Origin of the sequence: Nocardia sp. NPDC051052 (assembly GCF_044456045.1) — a bacterium.
Taxonomy (GTDB): Bacteria; Actinomycetota; Actinomycetes; order Mycobacteriales; family Mycobacteriaceae; genus Nocardia.
The window spans coordinates 1-16,066 of sequence record NZ_JBITFL010000025.1 but is presented as its reverse complement, the minus strand read 5'-3'; the positions used below and the strand labels follow the sequence as shown (position 1 = coordinate 16,066).

The 16,066-nt window shown below is 64.5% G+C and carries 13 protein-coding genes, 4 tRNA genes and 1 pseudogene; 5 read left to right on the top strand and 13 right to left on the bottom strand.

The annotated features are described in order from the left end of the window. Positions 1-648: 648 nt before the first annotated feature. The 5 genes from ACIBCN_RS43585 to ACIBCN_RS43565 form a co-directional block, all read right to left on the bottom strand. Complete coding sequence (locus ACIBCN_RS43585) at positions 649-1,230, bottom strand: dihydrofolate reductase family protein (RefSeq protein ID WP_396998634.1); 582 nt, start codon at positions 1,228-1,230, stop codon at positions 649-651. Between the two features lie 67 nt (positions 1,231-1,297). Further along, positions 1,298-2,119, bottom strand: coding sequence for a helix-turn-helix domain-containing protein (locus ACIBCN_RS43580; protein WP_396998632.1), 822 nt, complete (start codon positions 2,117-2,119; stop codon positions 1,298-1,300). Between the two features lie 996 nt (positions 2,120-3,115). Continuing rightward, positions 3,116-3,190 (bottom strand) — tRNA-Val (locus ACIBCN_RS43575). A gap of 1 nt (position 3,191) precedes the next feature. Beyond that, positions 3,192-3,262 (bottom strand) — tRNA-Cys (locus ACIBCN_RS43570). Positions 3,263-3,308: 46 nt separating this feature from the next. Next, positions 3,309-3,380, bottom strand: a tRNA-Gly gene (locus tag ACIBCN_RS43565). 344 nt (positions 3,381-3,724) lie between these two features. Here ACIBCN_RS43565 and ACIBCN_RS43560 point away from each other — a divergent pair. Beyond that, positions 3,725-3,799 (top strand) — tRNA-Val (locus tag ACIBCN_RS43560). Between the two features lie 103 nt (positions 3,800-3,902). Here ACIBCN_RS43560 and ACIBCN_RS43555 read toward each other — a convergent pair. Continuing rightward, on the bottom strand, positions 3,903-4,127 hold the full coding sequence (locus tag ACIBCN_RS43555; protein ID WP_396998630.1) for an excisionase family DNA-binding protein: 225 nt from the start codon (positions 4,125-4,127) through the stop codon (positions 3,903-3,905). 819 nt (positions 4,128-4,946) lie between these two features. Further along, positions 4,947-5,840: pseudogene (locus ACIBCN_RS43550) on the bottom strand (IS3 family transposase). An 88-nt stretch (positions 5,841-5,928) separates the two neighbouring features. Here ACIBCN_RS43550 and ACIBCN_RS43545 point away from each other — a divergent pair. Further along, on the top strand, positions 5,929-6,945 hold the full coding sequence (locus ACIBCN_RS43545; protein ID WP_396998628.1) for a hypothetical protein: 1,017 nt from the start codon (positions 5,929-5,931) through the stop codon (positions 6,943-6,945). Positions 6,946-7,294: 349 nt separating this feature from the next. On the opposite strand, the gene ACIBCN_RS43540 is transcribed toward ACIBCN_RS43545, so the two are convergent. Together ACIBCN_RS43540 and ACIBCN_RS43535 are read right to left on the bottom strand one after the other, a co-directional pair. Beyond that, a complete protein-coding gene (locus ACIBCN_RS43540; RefSeq protein WP_396998626.1) occupies positions 7,295-7,681 on the bottom strand; it encodes a hypothetical protein in 387 nt (128 codons plus the stop codon). Between the two features lie 440 nt (positions 7,682-8,121). Then, complete coding sequence (locus ACIBCN_RS43535) at positions 8,122-8,577, bottom strand: NIPSNAP family protein (protein WP_396998624.1); 456 nt, start codon at positions 8,575-8,577, stop codon at positions 8,122-8,124. A 38-nt stretch (positions 8,578-8,615) separates the two neighbouring features. Between ACIBCN_RS43535 and ACIBCN_RS43530 the strand changes: the two genes are divergently transcribed. Both ACIBCN_RS43530 and ACIBCN_RS43525 read left to right on the top strand, forming a co-directional pair. Further along, positions 8,616-9,128 (top strand): GNAT family N-acetyltransferase, encoded by a 513-nt coding sequence (locus tag ACIBCN_RS43530; protein ID WP_396998622.1) that lies wholly within the window; start codon positions 8,616-8,618, stop codon positions 9,126-9,128. A gap of 78 nt (positions 9,129-9,206) precedes the next feature. Then, positions 9,207-9,461, top strand: a complete 255-nt coding sequence (locus tag ACIBCN_RS43525; protein WP_396998620.1) for a hypothetical protein — start codon at positions 9,207-9,209, stop codon at positions 9,459-9,461. Positions 9,462-9,627: 166 nt separating this feature from the next. Here the strand turns inward: ACIBCN_RS43525 and ACIBCN_RS43520 are convergent, their stop codons facing one another. Beyond that, a complete protein-coding gene (locus ACIBCN_RS43520) occupies positions 9,628-10,284 on the bottom strand; it encodes a TetR/AcrR family transcriptional regulator (protein ID WP_396998618.1) in 657 nt (218 codons plus the stop codon). A gap of 45 nt (positions 10,285-10,329) precedes the next feature. Between ACIBCN_RS43520 and ACIBCN_RS43515 the strand changes: the two genes are divergently transcribed. Next, positions 10,330-11,133 (top strand): thioesterase family protein, encoded by an 804-nt coding sequence (locus tag ACIBCN_RS43515; RefSeq protein ID WP_396998616.1) that lies wholly within the window; start codon positions 10,330-10,332, stop codon positions 11,131-11,133. A gap of 104 nt (positions 11,134-11,237) precedes the next feature. Here ACIBCN_RS43515 and ACIBCN_RS43510 read toward each other — a convergent pair whose 3' ends face one another. The 3 genes from ACIBCN_RS43510 to ACIBCN_RS43500 are packed head-to-tail and all read right to left on the bottom strand — an operon-like array spanning position 11,238 to position 14,298. Next, positions 11,238-11,882 (bottom strand): response regulator, encoded by a 645-nt coding sequence (locus tag ACIBCN_RS43510; RefSeq protein ID WP_396998614.1) that lies wholly within the window; start codon positions 11,880-11,882, stop codon positions 11,238-11,240. After that, positions 11,879-12,832 (bottom strand): sensor histidine kinase, encoded by a 954-nt coding sequence (locus ACIBCN_RS43505; protein WP_396998613.1) that lies wholly within the window; start codon positions 12,830-12,832, stop codon positions 11,879-11,881. The genes ACIBCN_RS43510 and ACIBCN_RS43505 overlap by 4 nt, the downstream gene beginning before the upstream one ends. 11 nt (positions 12,833-12,843) lie before the next feature. After that, positions 12,844-14,298, bottom strand: a complete 1,455-nt coding sequence (locus ACIBCN_RS43500; RefSeq protein ID WP_396998611.1) for a serine hydrolase domain-containing protein — start codon at positions 14,296-14,298, stop codon at positions 12,844-12,846. Positions 14,299-16,066: the final 1,768 nt, after the last annotated feature.

The following is a 16,066-nucleotide window of genomic DNA, read 5'->3' as shown; positions in this document are numbered from 1 at the left end:
AACCGCCGGCACGGCAACACAATTCTCGCGGCCGATCAGCTACCCGGCGGAACCTGTCCGCGGCGTGTTGTCGACCACCGCACCGCGGTAATCGATCCACAGCACGTCCTCCGAAACATCCCCGGGCGCACCACAAAAAACAGTGATCGTCACTGTCGCATGCGGCCGCACCCGCTGCCGTACCGGCACCTGCCCCGTAATCCGTCGCTCAGACCAATCCGTGCACGACGCAATCCCCTCAACCCGATACGTGTCATCGGTGTCATTGCGACACACAAACCCATCACACGAAACCCCGGGCGCCAACTCCTGCGCAGCAGCCTGCGGCGCCAATACCCCCACCACACTGGCGAACAAGGCGGCAACGCCCAGTCCGAAGCCCAACTTGTGACCCATGTACAACTCTCCAATCCAGGGGCCCGACCCACCAGCCAACCTACGGACCACCCCCACCCCGAAGATCAGTTCTCGATCATCCCCAGATCAGCCGAAACCCGTGTCCTCGCAACGCCATCGGCTCATCTCGGCCGATGCACATGGTGGCTCGACGAGGTGATTGGCGATCCGGCCGGAGTTTCGGAGTCCGGCACCCCCGGGTAGTTGGGCAGCTCGATGCCGTTGATCGCGCGCTCGACCAGCTCGGATCGGTCAACGGCGCATCCGATAGCGCAGGTGAAGCACCCGGTTGCCCTGAATCACCACGTCGGGATCCTCCAGCAGGTGCTGCACGTCGGCCGACCCGAAGTAGCGCTTGCCGGACCCGAACACGACGGGTACGACGTCCATGCGCACCTCGTCGACCAGACCTGCGGCAAGCACCTGGCCACCGACGTCGCCAGCGGCGACCTCGACCATGCGGTCACCCGCGAGCTCCTGCGCCTTGGCCACGGCTGCCTCGACGCCGTCGACGAAGTGAAACGGCGCCTCGGGGTCCCAGCCCTCGGGCTGCGGCCGGTGCGTCACGACGACCACGTGGTCGATCCCGCCCGGAGGCTTTCCGTCCCAGCCGTCCGTTATGTCGAAAACGTGGCGGCCGACGACCGTCGCCCCGATCAGGTCCCAGTACGGCCGGATGTAGTCGTAGGACGTCTGCGACACCTTCACCTCGCCGCTCCCGTCCAACGGGACGTCACCGTTGGACAACCAGTCGAACAACGGTCCGGGCTGGTCATTCTCGTCCGCGACGAAGCCGTCCACCGACACCGAGCTGTACATGGCCACCTTGCCCACGGGGCTCTCCTCTGCTTTTGGGGTGCCCCCAAATTAGCGTGTCGTGAGCTGCCGCTCTTGTAAGAAATCAATCGGCAGGCAGCGGCCAGCCGTCCAGCGCGTGGCCGGGATGTTCGCGCAGGAACCGCCGCCGGACTTCGACGTACCGCGTCGGCGTGAGCCCAGTGAACGCCCGGAACTCGTGGCCGAAGTGGGCCTGGTCGAAGTAGCCTGCGCCACCGGCGAGGTCGCTCCAGTCGATCGGTCCGGCGGGGTTGATCGTGAACACGGTGGCGGCGAAGCGGTAGGTGCGGGCCAGCCGCTTCGGCGTGACGCCGATGAGCTGCTTGAACCGCTGTGCCAGATGGGTGCTGCTGACACCGGCTGCCACGCTCAGGTCGCCGATCGCCACCGCCCCGCTGGTCGCCGCGATGACGCTGCTCGTATGGCGGACCAGCCCCAGACCGGCGGTCTCGCACAGCCGTCGCATCAGCTCCTCCTCGAGCAGCGCCAGCATCTCGTGCGGTCCGTCCGCCGTGGCCAGCCGGTCTCGCAGCTCAGCAATGGCGGGCCGGCCCCAAACCTGCTCTACCGTCACCGGCCGGTCACAGAGCTCGGCCGCGGGCATCGGCAGGAACGGCGCCAGCCCCCACGGCTTGAAGTGCACGCCGACGGACCGGGTCGGGAGCGGGTAGCCGAACTCCAACGCGCGGGTGGGCATGGTGACCACGCAGCCGTCGGCGTACTCGGCCGTCTCGATGTCGGTGCCGGCGCGGATGCGGAACGGCGCCCCGAGGTTGACGATGAGCAACGCCGACGGCATCGGCGGCAGCGTCAGCCGGGCGTACGGCGGCGCACCCTCCAGGTAGTAGAGGTCGTCGATCAGCCCGTCCAGCGGCGGTCGCGGCACTCTGCACACGTACTCCACGCCCACAGCATCGCCGACGCCCCGCCGGCATCGCGCGCCGGGATGGTCCGCCGCGCTGTTGCCAGCATCGAGCCGGGCGCCGATCCCGGACGAGCGCCCGGCCGCGGACATTTGCGTGGGATACGCGTGCTGCGTGAGAGATGGAGGATTCTCGGCCCTCCAGTGTCGCCCTGTATGGGGAGGCGCTAAACCACCCTCTGCCGCGTTACCGTGCCCTGCTATGCGGCCCGCAAACACCCTGAACTCGGCACTATCGGACGGTCCACAGCTGTCGCAATGATCGGTTCGCGCAGCGGATCTGACCATGTTCTCTCAGCGGATGACCCGCTATCGGTGGTCCCACGACTAGCAACGTGGTTGTCCCACAACGGGTGGCAAACGACAAACAAGGAACCTGGCTTCGAGATCTCAACACGCTGACTTGACAGGGAACAGCATCGCCTCGAACACCGGCGGTGCCGGATCCAGATGAACAACGTTGCCCGCCAACACAAGATGCGCCGAATTAGGAGCAAACCGAGTCACCCACCTGTTGTATAGCGTGCAACGATGCGTCAGAGGTCAGCCGCAGGTCACTCCCGACGCCTCCCGCGACCTCAACGCCGACTAGACGGGTACGACCAGGCTAAATCGACTTTGCGCGACGGCGTCGAGTGCTGCAGCAAATGCAATTCCGCCCTTTTTTCGGAATCACCAAGGAGCACAAGGCGATCCAGGAGCCGTCGTTGCATTCCGCCAGGCATGGACCAGGCCGGGCTTCGTGTGAAGTCGGGCTGCGTGTGAGGTCGAGTTTCTTGGCCTTGAACCACTGCGCCGGCAACATTGACTGCGCCACTGGCTTACTAACGGCGCTAGACCAAGCGCATCGAGAATCGCGTGACTGCGACATCCCACCCTCGGCGAGGGCGACGATTGGGCACAGGTTGGGCACAGACAGAAACAGCCCCGGTGAGAACCGGGGCTGACCTGGTACTACGGTGGTGCGCGATACTGGGATTGAACCAGTGACCTCTTCCGTGTCAGGGAAGCGCTCTCCCGCTGAGCTAATCGCGCGAGGTGGAGACGGGAATCGAACCCGTGTGCACGGCTTTGCAGGCCGTTGCCTCACCACTCGGCCACTCCACCGTGCGAAGGGGGACGGCTAAACTAATTGCCTGGCCCTACCTCTTCGAGCGGATGACGGGATTCGAACCCGCGACCCTCACCTTGGCAAGGTGATGCGCTACCACTGCGCCACATCCGCATGTGCATCTCGGTGACCGTTTTGGCCTCCGTGGTGCGAGACAGAACATTAGCGGACGCCCGGTGAAAGCTACAAATCCGCTGGTAGAACGGGGGAAATCGGCAAGGTTGCCAGAGTGGCGGAGGTGGCCGATGTGGTTTGGGAGGATTCTGCGGCCTGGCGCGACTACCGAGACCGGGGGAGTGGGCCCAGTCACGACCCCACCGAGACGGACTGCCGCCCAGCACGTTCCGCCCCTGTCCGGGTGGCGATTTGGTGAACCGCCGGTGCCGCATGCTAATGTTCCATCTCGTTCGGAAGGCGCTCCCACGCCCTCCGGCCCGCCACCATGTGGCATGAGTTCAGGTCCCATAGCTCAGCGGGAGAGCGTCCGCCTCACACGCGGAAGGTCGCTGGTTCGAAACCAGCTGGGACCACCAAGAAACGGCAGGTCATCGCCAGTTTTGATGTCGATATATCGTGTGCGTGCGGAATACGTGCAGAATCCTGGGTTCATAGTGGCGCCGTACCTCGGCAATCCGCTCATCGGATCGGACGCATAGCGTCATCAATGTCTTCGATTGCGATGCGTACCTGGCCGCGGAATCTATAGGCGGGAAGGTTGCCGTCAGCGATCATCCGCCTGATGGTGTCCGTGCTGACGCTGGCGCGTTCGGCTGCCGACTTGATGGATACGTAGCGACTTGGGTTCGGTGTGCGTTCCGGCTTGCGCATGTTGATGGCCTCTGTTTCCGCTAGTGCTGACATCCGCCGCGCCGTTTCGACACGGGTCCCTGATGCTCGGGAACTCCGGAATTCAGCAGGGGAATCAACAGCCCCACGCCGGGCGAGCAGGCTCGGCAGCGGGGAGTTGGCGGCTCGTTGAAACGCTCACCCACTTGCCGAGGCCGTGCTACTTGGTCGACCTTGCAGACCGTATCGCTGGGCACCCACTTTCACGGGTGTCGAGTTGTCGTGGAAGGGTCTCTCTGGTCTCTCTGGTCTCACTGGCTGTGGCGAGCAAACCGAATGAAAATCGAAGATTTGGCATACAAACTGCCCGGTCAACAAGTGTGCTCCCCGCGCACGCGGGGATGATCCGCGTGATGCCGAGGGCGCGATGCAGGAGACGCAGTGCTCCCCGCGCACGCGGGGATAATCCCGCCACGGTGCTGCGACGACCAACCGCCCAGCAGTGGTCCTCGCGCACGCAGGGATGATCCGCTTGAACACGAAGCGGCGCTCGGTGACATGGCGTGCTCCCTGCGCACGCGGGGATGATCCGCAGCCATCCAGCTTGCGCTGGTGTGAGCCCGGGTGCTCCCCGCGCACGCGGGTATGATCCATGTGTAGTAGCGGTAGCTGCGGGTGCGTCCAGTGGCACGTGTGCCGACCGTGGTGCGTCCGCATTGGGAGCAGCGCAGACGGCCGGGCGAGTGCATCGTCCGTAATGTCCTGTGCTGCAAGACTGTTCTGCTTTCACAGACTTTCCGGTGCCAACAATCTGGGGAGCATTGGGGAGTACCGCCCCAAGGTCATCTTGAGGCAATATTTCCGATACTGAATCCCCCCGGTGTGTCCGGAGACTTACGGGTGCGACAGCTCAGCGGTTTGCTGGGCTGGTTGTTGAGAGTAGTAGGCGGTTTCCATCTGGGCGGGTGGTATGTCACCGCAGTGCTGGTAGAGGCGCCGGTGGTTGAACCAATCGACCCATTCCGCGGTGGCCAGCTCGACGTGATCGACTGTGCGCCAGGGGCCGCGGGGGCGAACCTGCGTTGCACGAGATCCGCCTGGCCGGGGTGCGGTCGGATCGGCGATCGTGGTGCGTGTGACCCGCCCACGCACCGCCCCACGCAGTCCCAGCTCGCCCATCAATCGCTCTACGGTGCAGCGGACGACCCGGATTCGTTCCCGATTCAGTTGCAGCCATACCTTTGGCGCCGTAGACGCCGTAGTTCTGCGTGTGCACCCGTGTGATCTCTACTCTCAGTTCCTCCTCGCGTTGCTCGCGTTCGGTCGGGATCCGGTTGCGGTGCTCGTAATAGGTCGATGGGGCGATCTTCACCCCGAGCTCGGTGGGCACGGCGCAGATCAACTCGACACCCCATCGCAGGCCACCATTGTCGCGACGGCCCTGATGCTCGCTGATATATCTGACAGTCAGCGCTGTGGCCGGTCCAGTTCGGCCGCGAAGAAAATCGACGCCGATTTCAGAATTGCGTTGGCGCGCTTGAGTTCTGCGTTCTCGCGCCGCAACCGCTTCAACTCATCGGACTCCTCGGTCGTGACACCCGGGCGGGCATTCACATCGACCTGACCTCGGCGCACCCACTTGCGGACCGTTTCCGGGGTCCCCACACCCAGCAGCTCGGCGACCGCACGCATCGCGGCCCATTCCGACTCGTGCTGATCCCGTATCTCGCCATACATCCGCACAGCCCGCTCACGCAACTCGGCCGGGTATTTCTTCCTCGACGACACGACTTCATCCTTCATAGAAGATGAAGTCCCCGGACACACCGGGGGGATTCAGTCTTCTGGATGTCGGACTTCTGTCACTCTGGAGGTCATGACCGCACAGGAGGAAGTCACGGTGGTCGAAGGGACCTTCGCGTACTGCCCAGACTTGTTCGTGCAGGCGGATTGCGTTGGTGGACAGTACCGGACGACGATCGCTGGCCATAAGGTGACGGTTCTGTTGCCGAGGATCGGCGAGGAGCTGCTCCTCGGCATAATGCCGATGCTCGCTGCTCCGGACACACAATATGTGTATCCGGATCAAGCTGGCGGCCGGGTCTGGGGGATAGTCAGCACTACTGACGGAGGGTATTGCCGTTCCGCTCAGATTTCTTGTCTCGCATACCGACTCGAGGAGGTGGGGTCGGAGTCGGACGTGGAAAATACCTGTCTGGAAATCGAATCAGGTTCGAAGGACTGGTGGCTCAGTTTGGAAGCGTGGTTGGATATCTACACCGACCTTGATCTGCTTGGCCATCAACGCGGAACCGGCGGGCCGCCAACGCAGGGACACGCTCTGACTGCCCATATTGGTGACCACCCCGGTGGTACTGCAAAGCGACTCAAGTGGAGTCGACGGTCAGACGCAATGCCTCGCCAGCGAGCAGTGAACATTCCGGATTCCGCCGTTCTTGCGAGGTGCCTGCATCTCGCTGGCAGGGGCTCGTTGCCACCACAAGGGTGGTTGTACTTGCGGGAAGCACGGTCGTGGCTGAAGGCAGGTCAGACTCGACGTGCCGTCATCGACGCGTGCACCGGCGCAGAGATTTCCCTTTCAGATCAGATTCGACGGCATGCCAAAGCAGATCCCGTTGTTGTTGACCAACTGCTTGAACAGTGCAAGGGGATCGCCGAGGTTACGAAGGTCCTCACCAGGATCGGAGGTGTGACGGCCAGTCGGAACTCCATTACGTCCAAGCTGGCTGATGTCAGGAACAAGGCGGTCCACGCCGGGTGGGAACCTGATGTCGAGACAGCAGAGCAAGCCCTAGCGGTGGCCACGGAGGTAGTGGAGCACGCTTGGCCCTACGCGGCGCTCTGCCCGGATCCGCCGACAACGAATGCCTAAGGCGTTCTGGTGGCGGAAGGAAGTCGAAAGGTTAAGGCAGTCGTTGGCGGCGTGGCTGACGTCGGTGGATGCGAGCGTGCGGTCCTCGACGCAGACGACAAAACTGATCACCGATGCCCACCCAGAAGTGGGCTCGCGCATTTCAGCCCCTCGCAGAGGCAACATTACCGCCGCTAATCGACATCCGGTCATGTCGCATACCGCGCTGACCGAACCGGCCGACTCGCGATTGTTCGACGGTCGACTCTGAGCTGACTCCATCGGCGATCGAACTCGCTGCGCGGCGCGCGCTCGAGAGACCGGCCACTACGGCGGGCCGGTCACGCCGCCCAGCGCACGCCGAGCGAGATCAGAGACCGCAGGGAGTGCCAGCCACGTCCAACGCAGCGATGAGAGCGGGATCCTCCATCACCCTGTAGAAGTCATCCATGTTCGTCGCGGTCTCGAGCCGATTCATGTGTGCCGCAGAAGTATTGAGCGCGTCTTTCAGCGATCCCTGATCCGCGGCGTCCGCCACGACGCGGAGATCCTCCGCTGTGTCGAGGTAGATCCGCCGCAGTTCGGAGAACGAGCCCGGGCCGCCGAGTGCTCCGAGCCGGTTGTTCAAATCGGTCCAGGCCTCGTTGAAGGAGACGCAGGTCGCCTTATCGTCGACCGCGCCCGCACTACCAGAAACCGCGGTGAGGCCGCAGGTGACGACCACCAGCGCCGACACAATGAAAGCTGTTCGTCGCATTGACATGTCCCTTCTCCCGAGGCGATCCCCGGCACCGGGCATCTTCTCAGCACAGCGAAGTGGTGCGCGACGCGGGGGACAGCTCCGGCCGCACTGTGCAGGCATCGGTGGAAGGTCGTTTCGAGGTTGAGCCTTACCGACGCTGTTGCGCCACCAGATCCGATGCGACGAGCCTCTTGGTCCGAAGGCACAGTCGACCCGTCCCGCTTCTCGCCGCTCGGCTCGAATCGGAGGTGGGTGTTCGTCGGCAAACGTCCTGTAATGCCGCGACCCGCGCGTTCGTCGCAGCGGCAACTATCGGAACTGTTGGTTCATTTCGCAACCCTGCCGGTAGACACAGCGACATACTGTGCCTACCAAGACAATCGGACCATAACCGCGACCGCGGCGATCACCGTGGCGCTGATGAGCAACGTTCGCGCGAGACACTCCTCCGCGAGTTATGCGCGCGGCGGACCGTGGTCGGGTGCCAGGCGGCGGTTATCGTCGTGTCCAGGCAGTAGCGGGCGCATGAAGGTCCGTTCGTAACGGAGCACGCATCCGCTCTCATCTCGGATTCGGTCCGCTTCCAGAAAATCGGGGTCGATACCGAAACGCGCACGATACTGTTCGTAGACAGCCAGGCTCGAAAAGCTGAACAGCGCAAGAGCTTTGTCGCTCGCGCCCTCGGCTGGAAGAAAGTAGCCGTGATGCGTGCCACCGTGGCGATCGACCAGCTCCATCCATCGAGTGGCGAAGCGCTCGAACGCGTCAATCTTCCGAGCGTCGATGACGTACTCGACGACACAAGTGATCACACCCCAACATAGCAACGCGGCGTCGGGATGGACGTGACTCTGGGCCAGGCCAGGGACCCCGTCGCGCACATCCGCGAACGCTTCGATCCGGCTCGGCATCTGAGATTGCCTGGCCGCGAGCATGGCAGACTGCACAGGTGTTCAATGATCTTCCCGACGGCCTGACACCGCGGCACCTCCGCGAGGACGACCACGCGCGCGTACTGGCGGTACTGGACACCTGGTGGGGCGGGCTGAAAGGGCCCGCGGGCGCGATGGAGCGGGCATTGCTGTTGCCTCGGCTCTACTTCCAGCACTTCACCACCACCAGTTTCGTCGTCGAATCGAACAATGGTGAAATCGCTGCGTTCCTCGTGGGTTTCCTGTCCCAGACCGACTCCGAGTCCGCCTACGTGCATTTCGTGGGCGTCGACCCGGCGCTGCGCGGGCAAGGCGTCGGACATGCCCTCTATCGGGCATTCTTTGCTCTGGCCCACACCCGCGGGCGGCGCTACATACAATGCATCACCAGCCCGGAAAACGTTGCGTCCCAGGCCTTTCACGCTCAACTCGGCTTCATGGCCTCGCAGGTTCGACCGGACTACGACGGCCCAGGACTCGACCGCGTGACCTTCACCATCGATCTCGCGTCGAACCCGGTGATCAGCTGAGACAACTCAACCCACCATATTGCCGATGTGCGTGATCGAGCCGGTCGGAGGTGCCGTGAGCCGAACTAGAGTCTCAGCATGAACGTTGACATCGCGCGGGAGATGGCCGAGAACTACCTCGCCTCTTATCGTTCGCGCATTTTTGGCCCAGGGGAATTGGCGGTCTACCCGGAGCCGGACGATCACGGTTGGTGTAAACCCGCGGCGCCGGCCTGGGGCGCGCCCAATGCGACCGCCCAGGCTACTGTGCCGAGCGCCGCGAGCGCGAGACCGGTCCGGTTCGAGGCAATCACTGTAAAAACCTTCATCCGCAAGGGATTTCCCGACTATTGACCGTGCAAGCATGCCACGTCAGAAGCCCGTTCAAGCCCATGAAGTTCGGCGCTTGACACGATCAGGGCGCTGATGAGCCAACGGGATATTCACTCGCGTCGGGAGAACTCGCCGTAGCGTGCCGGCCGTTATCGTTTTGCCGCCGGCCGATGGGCAGAGCCGAATATCAGTCTGCGCGTAGGTGGTCCAGCGCGGTGGCGAGTTCGGGGCTGGTCCGCACGCCGGGCAGGCGGCTTTGGAGAGCGACGCCGAAACCCGCCATGCGGATCGTGTTGTCGATGAAGGCATCCAGATCCTCGGGCCAGGGCAGATCGGGCTGGGTGATGAGCAACGTGACGCAGCCGTGCGCCGCCGACCACAGGTGCAGGGCCAGCGTGCCGGGGTCGCCCCGCATCAGCCCGGTGTCGACGCAGGTGGCGATCGCCTCGGTCATCAACCGGAAACAGGTTGTCGCGGCTGGGTTTTCGGAACTGGACGTGCGCATCAGCAGGACCCGGTATTGGACGGGATGGGCGAGTGCGAACTTGACGTAGGCGCGGCCGAACCGGCCGAGGGAATGGAACGGATCCGCTACCCGAGAGCGATGGAACAGCTCTTCCAGCTGGCCCCAAACCCGGAAGCAGACCGCCTCGAGCAGTGCCTCACGATCGGCGAAGTGCAGGTAGACCGACGGAGTGGAAACTCCGGCGGCCTTGGCGACAGCGCGCACCGTCACTGCCTCATCGGTGCCGGTCGCCTCGAGCAACTGCTCGGCGGCCGCCAAAATCTCTTCCCGGAGCCGGCCGCCCTCGCCGGGATTGGCCCGCACCCTCCTGGTTTCCATCCGACCATATTGACAGTGTCAACCTGACGGTGTCAATGTGAGGCAATGCAGACCTTTGCCGAAGCGACGGCGGTACTCCCGAGCGACAACGCCTTCGCGGCCGACCTCGACCCGCAATGGGCCATAGGTGACAAGCTCCACGGCGGCTACCTGATGGCGGTGCTGGCCCGCGCGGCCACAGCCTGCTCCGAGCACTCAGACCTCACCGCGATCAGTGCCTCGTTCCTGGCACCGCCGGCACCTGGCGCGGCGAGGATCGCCGTCGAAGTTCTTCGCGCTGGGCGCAATTCGACCCAGCTGCGCGCGCGACTCGAGCAGAACGGCCGGCCCTGCATCGAAGCTCTGATCACCCTCGGTCTGCTCGAAGATTCCGACCCGTGGTGGACGACCTCGACCGCGCCCACCGTCCCGGCCGAGCATGGTTGCTTCCATTCCCCGGCAAATCCGCCGGGCGCGCCGTTTCCGGTGCCGCTGCTGGAGGTCGTCGAACACCGGCTGGACCCGTCGACCTTGGGTTTCGTCGCCGGTCGGCCCTCCATGGCGGGCCGGATCGCCGCATGGCTGCGCCTGGCCGACGGCTCGGACTGGGATTCGCTCAGCTTGCTGATCGCCTTGGACCCGATCCCCCCGGCCTCCCTCACTCTGGGATTGCCCGGCTGGGCACCCACGACCAGCTTCACCGGCTACCTTCGCCGCCGACCCGCGCCGGGCCCGCTCCGCGTCATCATGCAGGCCACCGATGTCACCGCCGACCGGATGCACGAGACGGCCGAAACCTGGGACAGCGCAGGCAACCTCGTCGCCTGGGCCACCCAACTGGCTGCCGTCCGAGTCCCTCGTCAACGTTGATCCCCGACCCGGAACTCAACTGCAAGCGCCGACCACAAGTCGACCTGTACCGGGCCACAGGATCTACGGGCAGACCGAGGGCTGAGCGGGCATTCGGAGTGCGATCAACCGGAAACGAGACCTGCCTTATGGGCCAATAACGCGGCCTGTACCCGGTTTTCGAGCCCGAGCTGGGTGAGGATTGCGCTGACGTGGCCTTTGACGGTGCCCTCGACCAAGTGCAACCGACCGGCGATCTGAGCGTTCGACAGTCCGGTCGCGAGCAGCGCGAGGACGTCACTTTCGCGCGCGGTGAGGCGCTGCACCGCGGCTCGCGACTCGGGCGAACCCGGCGAGCGCAGGGCGCCGAGCACGCGGACGGCCACGCCTTGCGACAGGTAGGCGCCACCGGACGCGACCGCGTGGACGCCCGCCAACAGTTCGCGCGGATCGCCGGATTTGAGCAGGAAGCCACGCGCGCCGCCATCGAGGGCCCGAGTGATGTACTCGTCTTCGCCGAAGGTGGTCAGTACGGCCACGCCGACATCGGGCAGCATCCGGGCGATCTCGGCGCTCGCCGCGAGGCCGTCGAGATGCGGCATGCGGATGTCCAGCAGTGCGACGTCGGGGTGATGCGCCAACGCTAGATCGACAGCTTCCCGGCCGTCGGCGGCCTCGGCCACCACCTCGATCACGGGATCGGTCGCGAGAATGGCGCGCACGCCGGCGCGGATGAGCCGCTCGTCATCGGCCAGCAGGACGCGAATCACGAACTACCCTTGCGCGGCAAGACCGCGATCACTTCGAAGACCCGGCCCCGCACACCTGCACGAAGCGTTCCGTCGATGCGGAGCAAGGAGTCTCGCAGTCCGGTCAGTCCTGTGCGGCTGCCCGGTCCGCGTTGATTGTCCGGCAACAGCGGGTTGGTCACGGTCACGGTGGTCGCGGTGGATCCCGCGCCGATATCGATGTGGACGGGGATGCCGGGCGCGTGCTTCATGGCGTTGGTCAGCGCTTCTTGGACGACCTGATGGACAGCTTGTTCGGCCTCCGGCGGCACCTCGGTGCGCCCGAGCTCCACCGTCATGCCGGCTCGCCCGGCCCGATCGAGGAGGTCGTCGAGCCGTCCCGTGGCGGGTGCGAGCGGAGCGGGCGCGTCGCCGCGCAGAACTGTGATGATCTCGGCGAGGCGGGCGGTGGCCGACGCGACGCCGGCGCGAATCTCGCCCGCCGAGTGGCGATGGCGGCGGCCCAGATCGGAATCCAATTCGAGGGCGCCGGCGCGCAATGCGAGCAGGCTCAGTTCATGTCCGAGAGTGTCGTGCATGTCGTGTGCGATTCGACTCCGCTCCCGCAGCCGGGCCTGGTGTGCGGTGAGCATGACGAGCCGATCCTGTTGGTGCAGATAGCGTCCCAGCGCCCACGGCAGCGCGACCACCAGGGCAAGCAGTAGTATCCCGGTCCCCCAACCGCTACCGGTGATCGAACCCAGCACGACATTCGCGATAGCCGCGGCCACCAGCACCACCAGGCCGGGTGCGGAGCGCGTCATCCGGCGGCCGGACACCAGACTGGCGCTCAACAGCACCACGCCCACCGCGCCGAAACCCACCGGCACCGAATTGCGAATCGTTTGTGCCGCGGCGATATCCACCGCGGCGGCGGCGGCGAACAGCACCAGCCACCAGGTTTCCGGAAGTCGTCGGTGGTTGTCGATCACGATCATCGACGTTACCCAGCCGGACTCGTGCGCACCGTGGCGGCACGGTGGAAGCGCACCAGCATCACCAGGCGAGCCGCTAAAACTCCCACGTTCGCGACTGCCACCACGGTGACGCACACGACCAGCGGAAACGAGTAGTACGCCAGCTGCTCGAATGTCAGATCACGTCCACCGCCGAACACGGCGCCCAGCAATCGCGGCAGGATCGCCAGCACCGCCAAGGGGAGTAATCGCGGCAGCAGACGAACCGCAGTGAGCCACAACGGTTTACCCGACCACGCACGGGCGCGGGTCCGGGACCGCCGAAGGGCTCGGATTCCGAGCGCCACACTCGCCAGCGTGACCGCGGCCACGACGATGTCGACGATCAATCGCACCGGCGCGAACACCCCCGGGGTACCGCCGGTGATCAACTGGGCAAGCGCGTCGGCCAACCGGTCGGTGCTTTCGTTGCCGAGGCCGATTCCGCTGTTGCCGAGCACTGCAATGCCATAGCCGGAGGGCAGCAGCAGTTGACTGGCGGTGTAAGTGAACCACACACCGTTGTGGCGCACTCGGCCGTCATCGTCCTGCTCCCAGCCCATACCGTAGGTCCAGCGCGGATCCGACGACTTGTGCATGGCCGCAAGGCTTTGCGCCGATATCACCCGGGTGCCGTCGCCCGCTGTGCCACCGGAGCTCTGCATGGTCAGCCACCGCGCCATGTCCGCGGCGGTCGTGATCACGCCGTCCGAACCGCCGACGAACCGTGTCGGCTCGGTGCGCGCCACCGATGCGCCGTAGGCATAGATGTGGCCTTGATGAACCTGGTCAGGCAGATCGCGCGGTGTCTGGTCGATACTCAGGGTGTCTCGCATGCCCAGCGGCCGGAATATGTTGTCTCGCAAGTAATCTGCGAACGGGATCCCGGCGACGACTTCCACCAGGCGGCCCGCCAGGTGATAGTTCGTGTTCGTGTAGGCGTGCCTGGTGCCGGGTTCGGTAGCCAGCGTCGCCTGCCGGGCTCGCCGCACGGCCTCGGCCAGGGAGCTCGGCTGCGGCAGGCTCTTCTCCCGCAGGGTCTGATCGGTGATTCCGGACGTCTGGTTCAAAAGCTCACGCACCGTGATCCGGTCACCCCGCGCATCGGCCAGGCGGAATTCCGGAAGATACTGCCGCACCGGCGCATCCAGCTGCACCCGGCCCGCCTCCACCAGCTGCAGCACCGCCAGCGCGGTGAACGACTTGCTCACCGAGGCGACCGGCATCGGCGTTGTCGCCGACACCGCCGCGCCCGTCGAGTCGTGACCGTATCCGCCGGAGTACAGCAGACGGTCCCCCTTCGTGACCGCCACCGCGAGCCCCGGATAACCAGAGTTGCGGGCATAATCGCTCATCAGCCGCATGACGTCCGGAGTCGGCTCATCGGCCCTAGCCGCCGGAGCGGCCACCAGCACGGCCAGCCCGACGACCACCGCCGTCATGCCCCGCCACCAACAAATCCAGCCCTGCGCCACCGTGTACTCCGATCGAATCGAGTGTCAGGAGAGCACGTTACGAAGGACCGGCAACCACCGCCCGACCCCATCGGCAGCCATACCCCTTACTTTCGTCAGGGTGCCGGCTGCCGGATCGGCCCTGAGCACTCCCACACATGAACCGCGCTCCGGAGGACGAAGACGTTTGCGAAGCTGCTGGGGACATGATGGTTCGAATTCGATCGGGGTCAACCCGCCCAGAGGGGCCTGCCGACGGTGTATACCAGGCAGTACTCGGCGTTTTCGGCGATGTCGATGATGTTGTTTTAAGTGATCTGCAGCGAGGTCGTCTGTTTCGATTTCGGCTCGGGCAGGGATCTGGCCGCTGATCACCTCTAACGGCTTGCGGCGCATTACAGCACGCTCATGTAGTTTCCGTAGCGACCGTTCAGGGCGTCAGTTGCGGCTTTGGCGATGATCTGGCGGTCGTCTTGCGAGCACCGGCTCAGAAACGCCCACACGCGAGTTCCGGACCAACCGGCTGCTGCGACCGCCTGGCCGGTACGGCAGGTATTTATGGTTGAGATCGTGGAAATTGGCCTCGGCGTAGTCGAGGACATGATCGACCGCGGTGTCCGGCAAGTCCAATTGAAGCATCGCGACTGCGTAGAGCGCCGTCAGCGAGAAGTTCGACGTCTTGTCGCAGGCACCGCAGGGCGGGGGCGGGGTCGTTGTCGGCCTCGCGACCTAGGCGGGCGATGGCGTCGCCAAGGGCGGTGTTGACCATCGTTGCCGAGCGAGGTTGCAGCGCTAATCTTTTCAACAGTTCGATATCACTGTGGCTGCCAGTGGTTCCCAGTGCCATGATCAATTGGTACTGCGTTCCCAGGTGCGTTTGTCCCTCACTTCGCGTTCGAGCGCGGTGCGGACGTGGGCCGCTGTCGTCGGGTCTGCGAGCGCGCGCAGCCGTTTTGCTCCCCGTCGCCGCCGCGCCGAGACAGAGTCTGCCAGTAGCGCCAATGCGTCATCGCGAGTCAGCGTCACCCCGTTCGGCCTAACTGTGTTTCAGGTGTTTTCGATCCAGCGCAAATCGTTCCACACCCAGTTGACAGAGACGGGTTCCCCTTCTTCGCGACCACCCGCTCATAGCCGACTACCAGACGTTTCCCCAAAAGCGACCTCCAGAGCCAGGGTTGGGATTGGGCCGACTCGGGCCTCCAGCAAGTGAACGAGCCTGGTAGCTGACGAGTGCTATGGCCGATCCTCTACGAGTCGTCCCGGACAGAGATCCAAGGCTCACCGTATGGCGCGCTGTACCGGTCCGGGGGCTTGTTGGTGCTCTCAAAACTCTGGCTATAGATCTTGCCGAGGTACGACACCTGCTCGCCGTACGTTCTGTAGGTCTTGTCGCTGCTCCATGGTGGTACGCCGCTGCTGCCCGGAGCCGTCATGTCGCCTGCCCTACCTCGATCGTCCAGTGATACCAGCGCAACCTATCATCGAGCTCTCCACGCCACACCCAACATCGGTGCAGCCCAATGCCCTTGACGGTTTGGCAGTCTGCGCGCCGCAGAAAGGGCCGTGGCTTGGCTATTTAACGAATCGGAGGTTTGTCACGTCGGCGACGGCTCTGTCAACGACCGGAGCCAGACCGGAAGTCAGTGACGATTCGACTCCACGAACGCGCGGTAATGGCTCCCCTCTCGTGTCAAGGCGTGGTTTGCAGGTCGGGGTTAGTCTGGTTAGTGGTGAGTCCGGGTTGTGGCTTGTCCGA

Bases quoted from the DNA above. Each gene is read 5' to 3' on its own strand.
- ACIBCN_RS43555 (WP_396998630.1), bottom strand. From the start codon at position 4,127: ATGTCAGCACTAGCGGAAACAGAGGCCATCAACATGCGCAAGCCGGAA.
- ACIBCN_RS43545 (WP_396998628.1), top strand. From the start codon at position 5,929: ATGACCGCACAGGAGGAAGTCACGGTGGTCGAAGGGACCTTCGCGTAC.
- ACIBCN_RS43540 (WP_396998626.1), bottom strand. From the start codon at position 7,681: ATGCGACGAACAGCTTTCATTGTGTCGGCGCTGGTGGTCGTCACCTGC.
- ACIBCN_RS43535 (WP_396998624.1), bottom strand. From the start codon at position 8,577: ATGCCGAGCCGGATCGAAGCGTTCGCGGATGTGCGCGACGGGGTCCCT.
- ACIBCN_RS43525 (WP_396998620.1), top strand. From the start codon at position 9,207: ATGAACGTTGACATCGCGCGGGAGATGGCCGAGAACTACCTCGCCTCT.
- ACIBCN_RS43520 (WP_396998618.1), bottom strand. From the start codon at position 10,284: ATGGAAACCAGGAGGGTGCGGGCCAATCCCGGCGAGGGCGGCCGGCTC.
- ACIBCN_RS43515 (WP_396998616.1), top strand. From the start codon at position 10,330: ATGCAGACCTTTGCCGAAGCGACGGCGGTACTCCCGAGCGACAACGCC.
- ACIBCN_RS43500 (WP_396998611.1), bottom strand. From the start codon at position 14,298: ATGACGGCGGTGGTCGTCGGGCTGGCCGTGCTGGTGGCCGCTCCGGCG.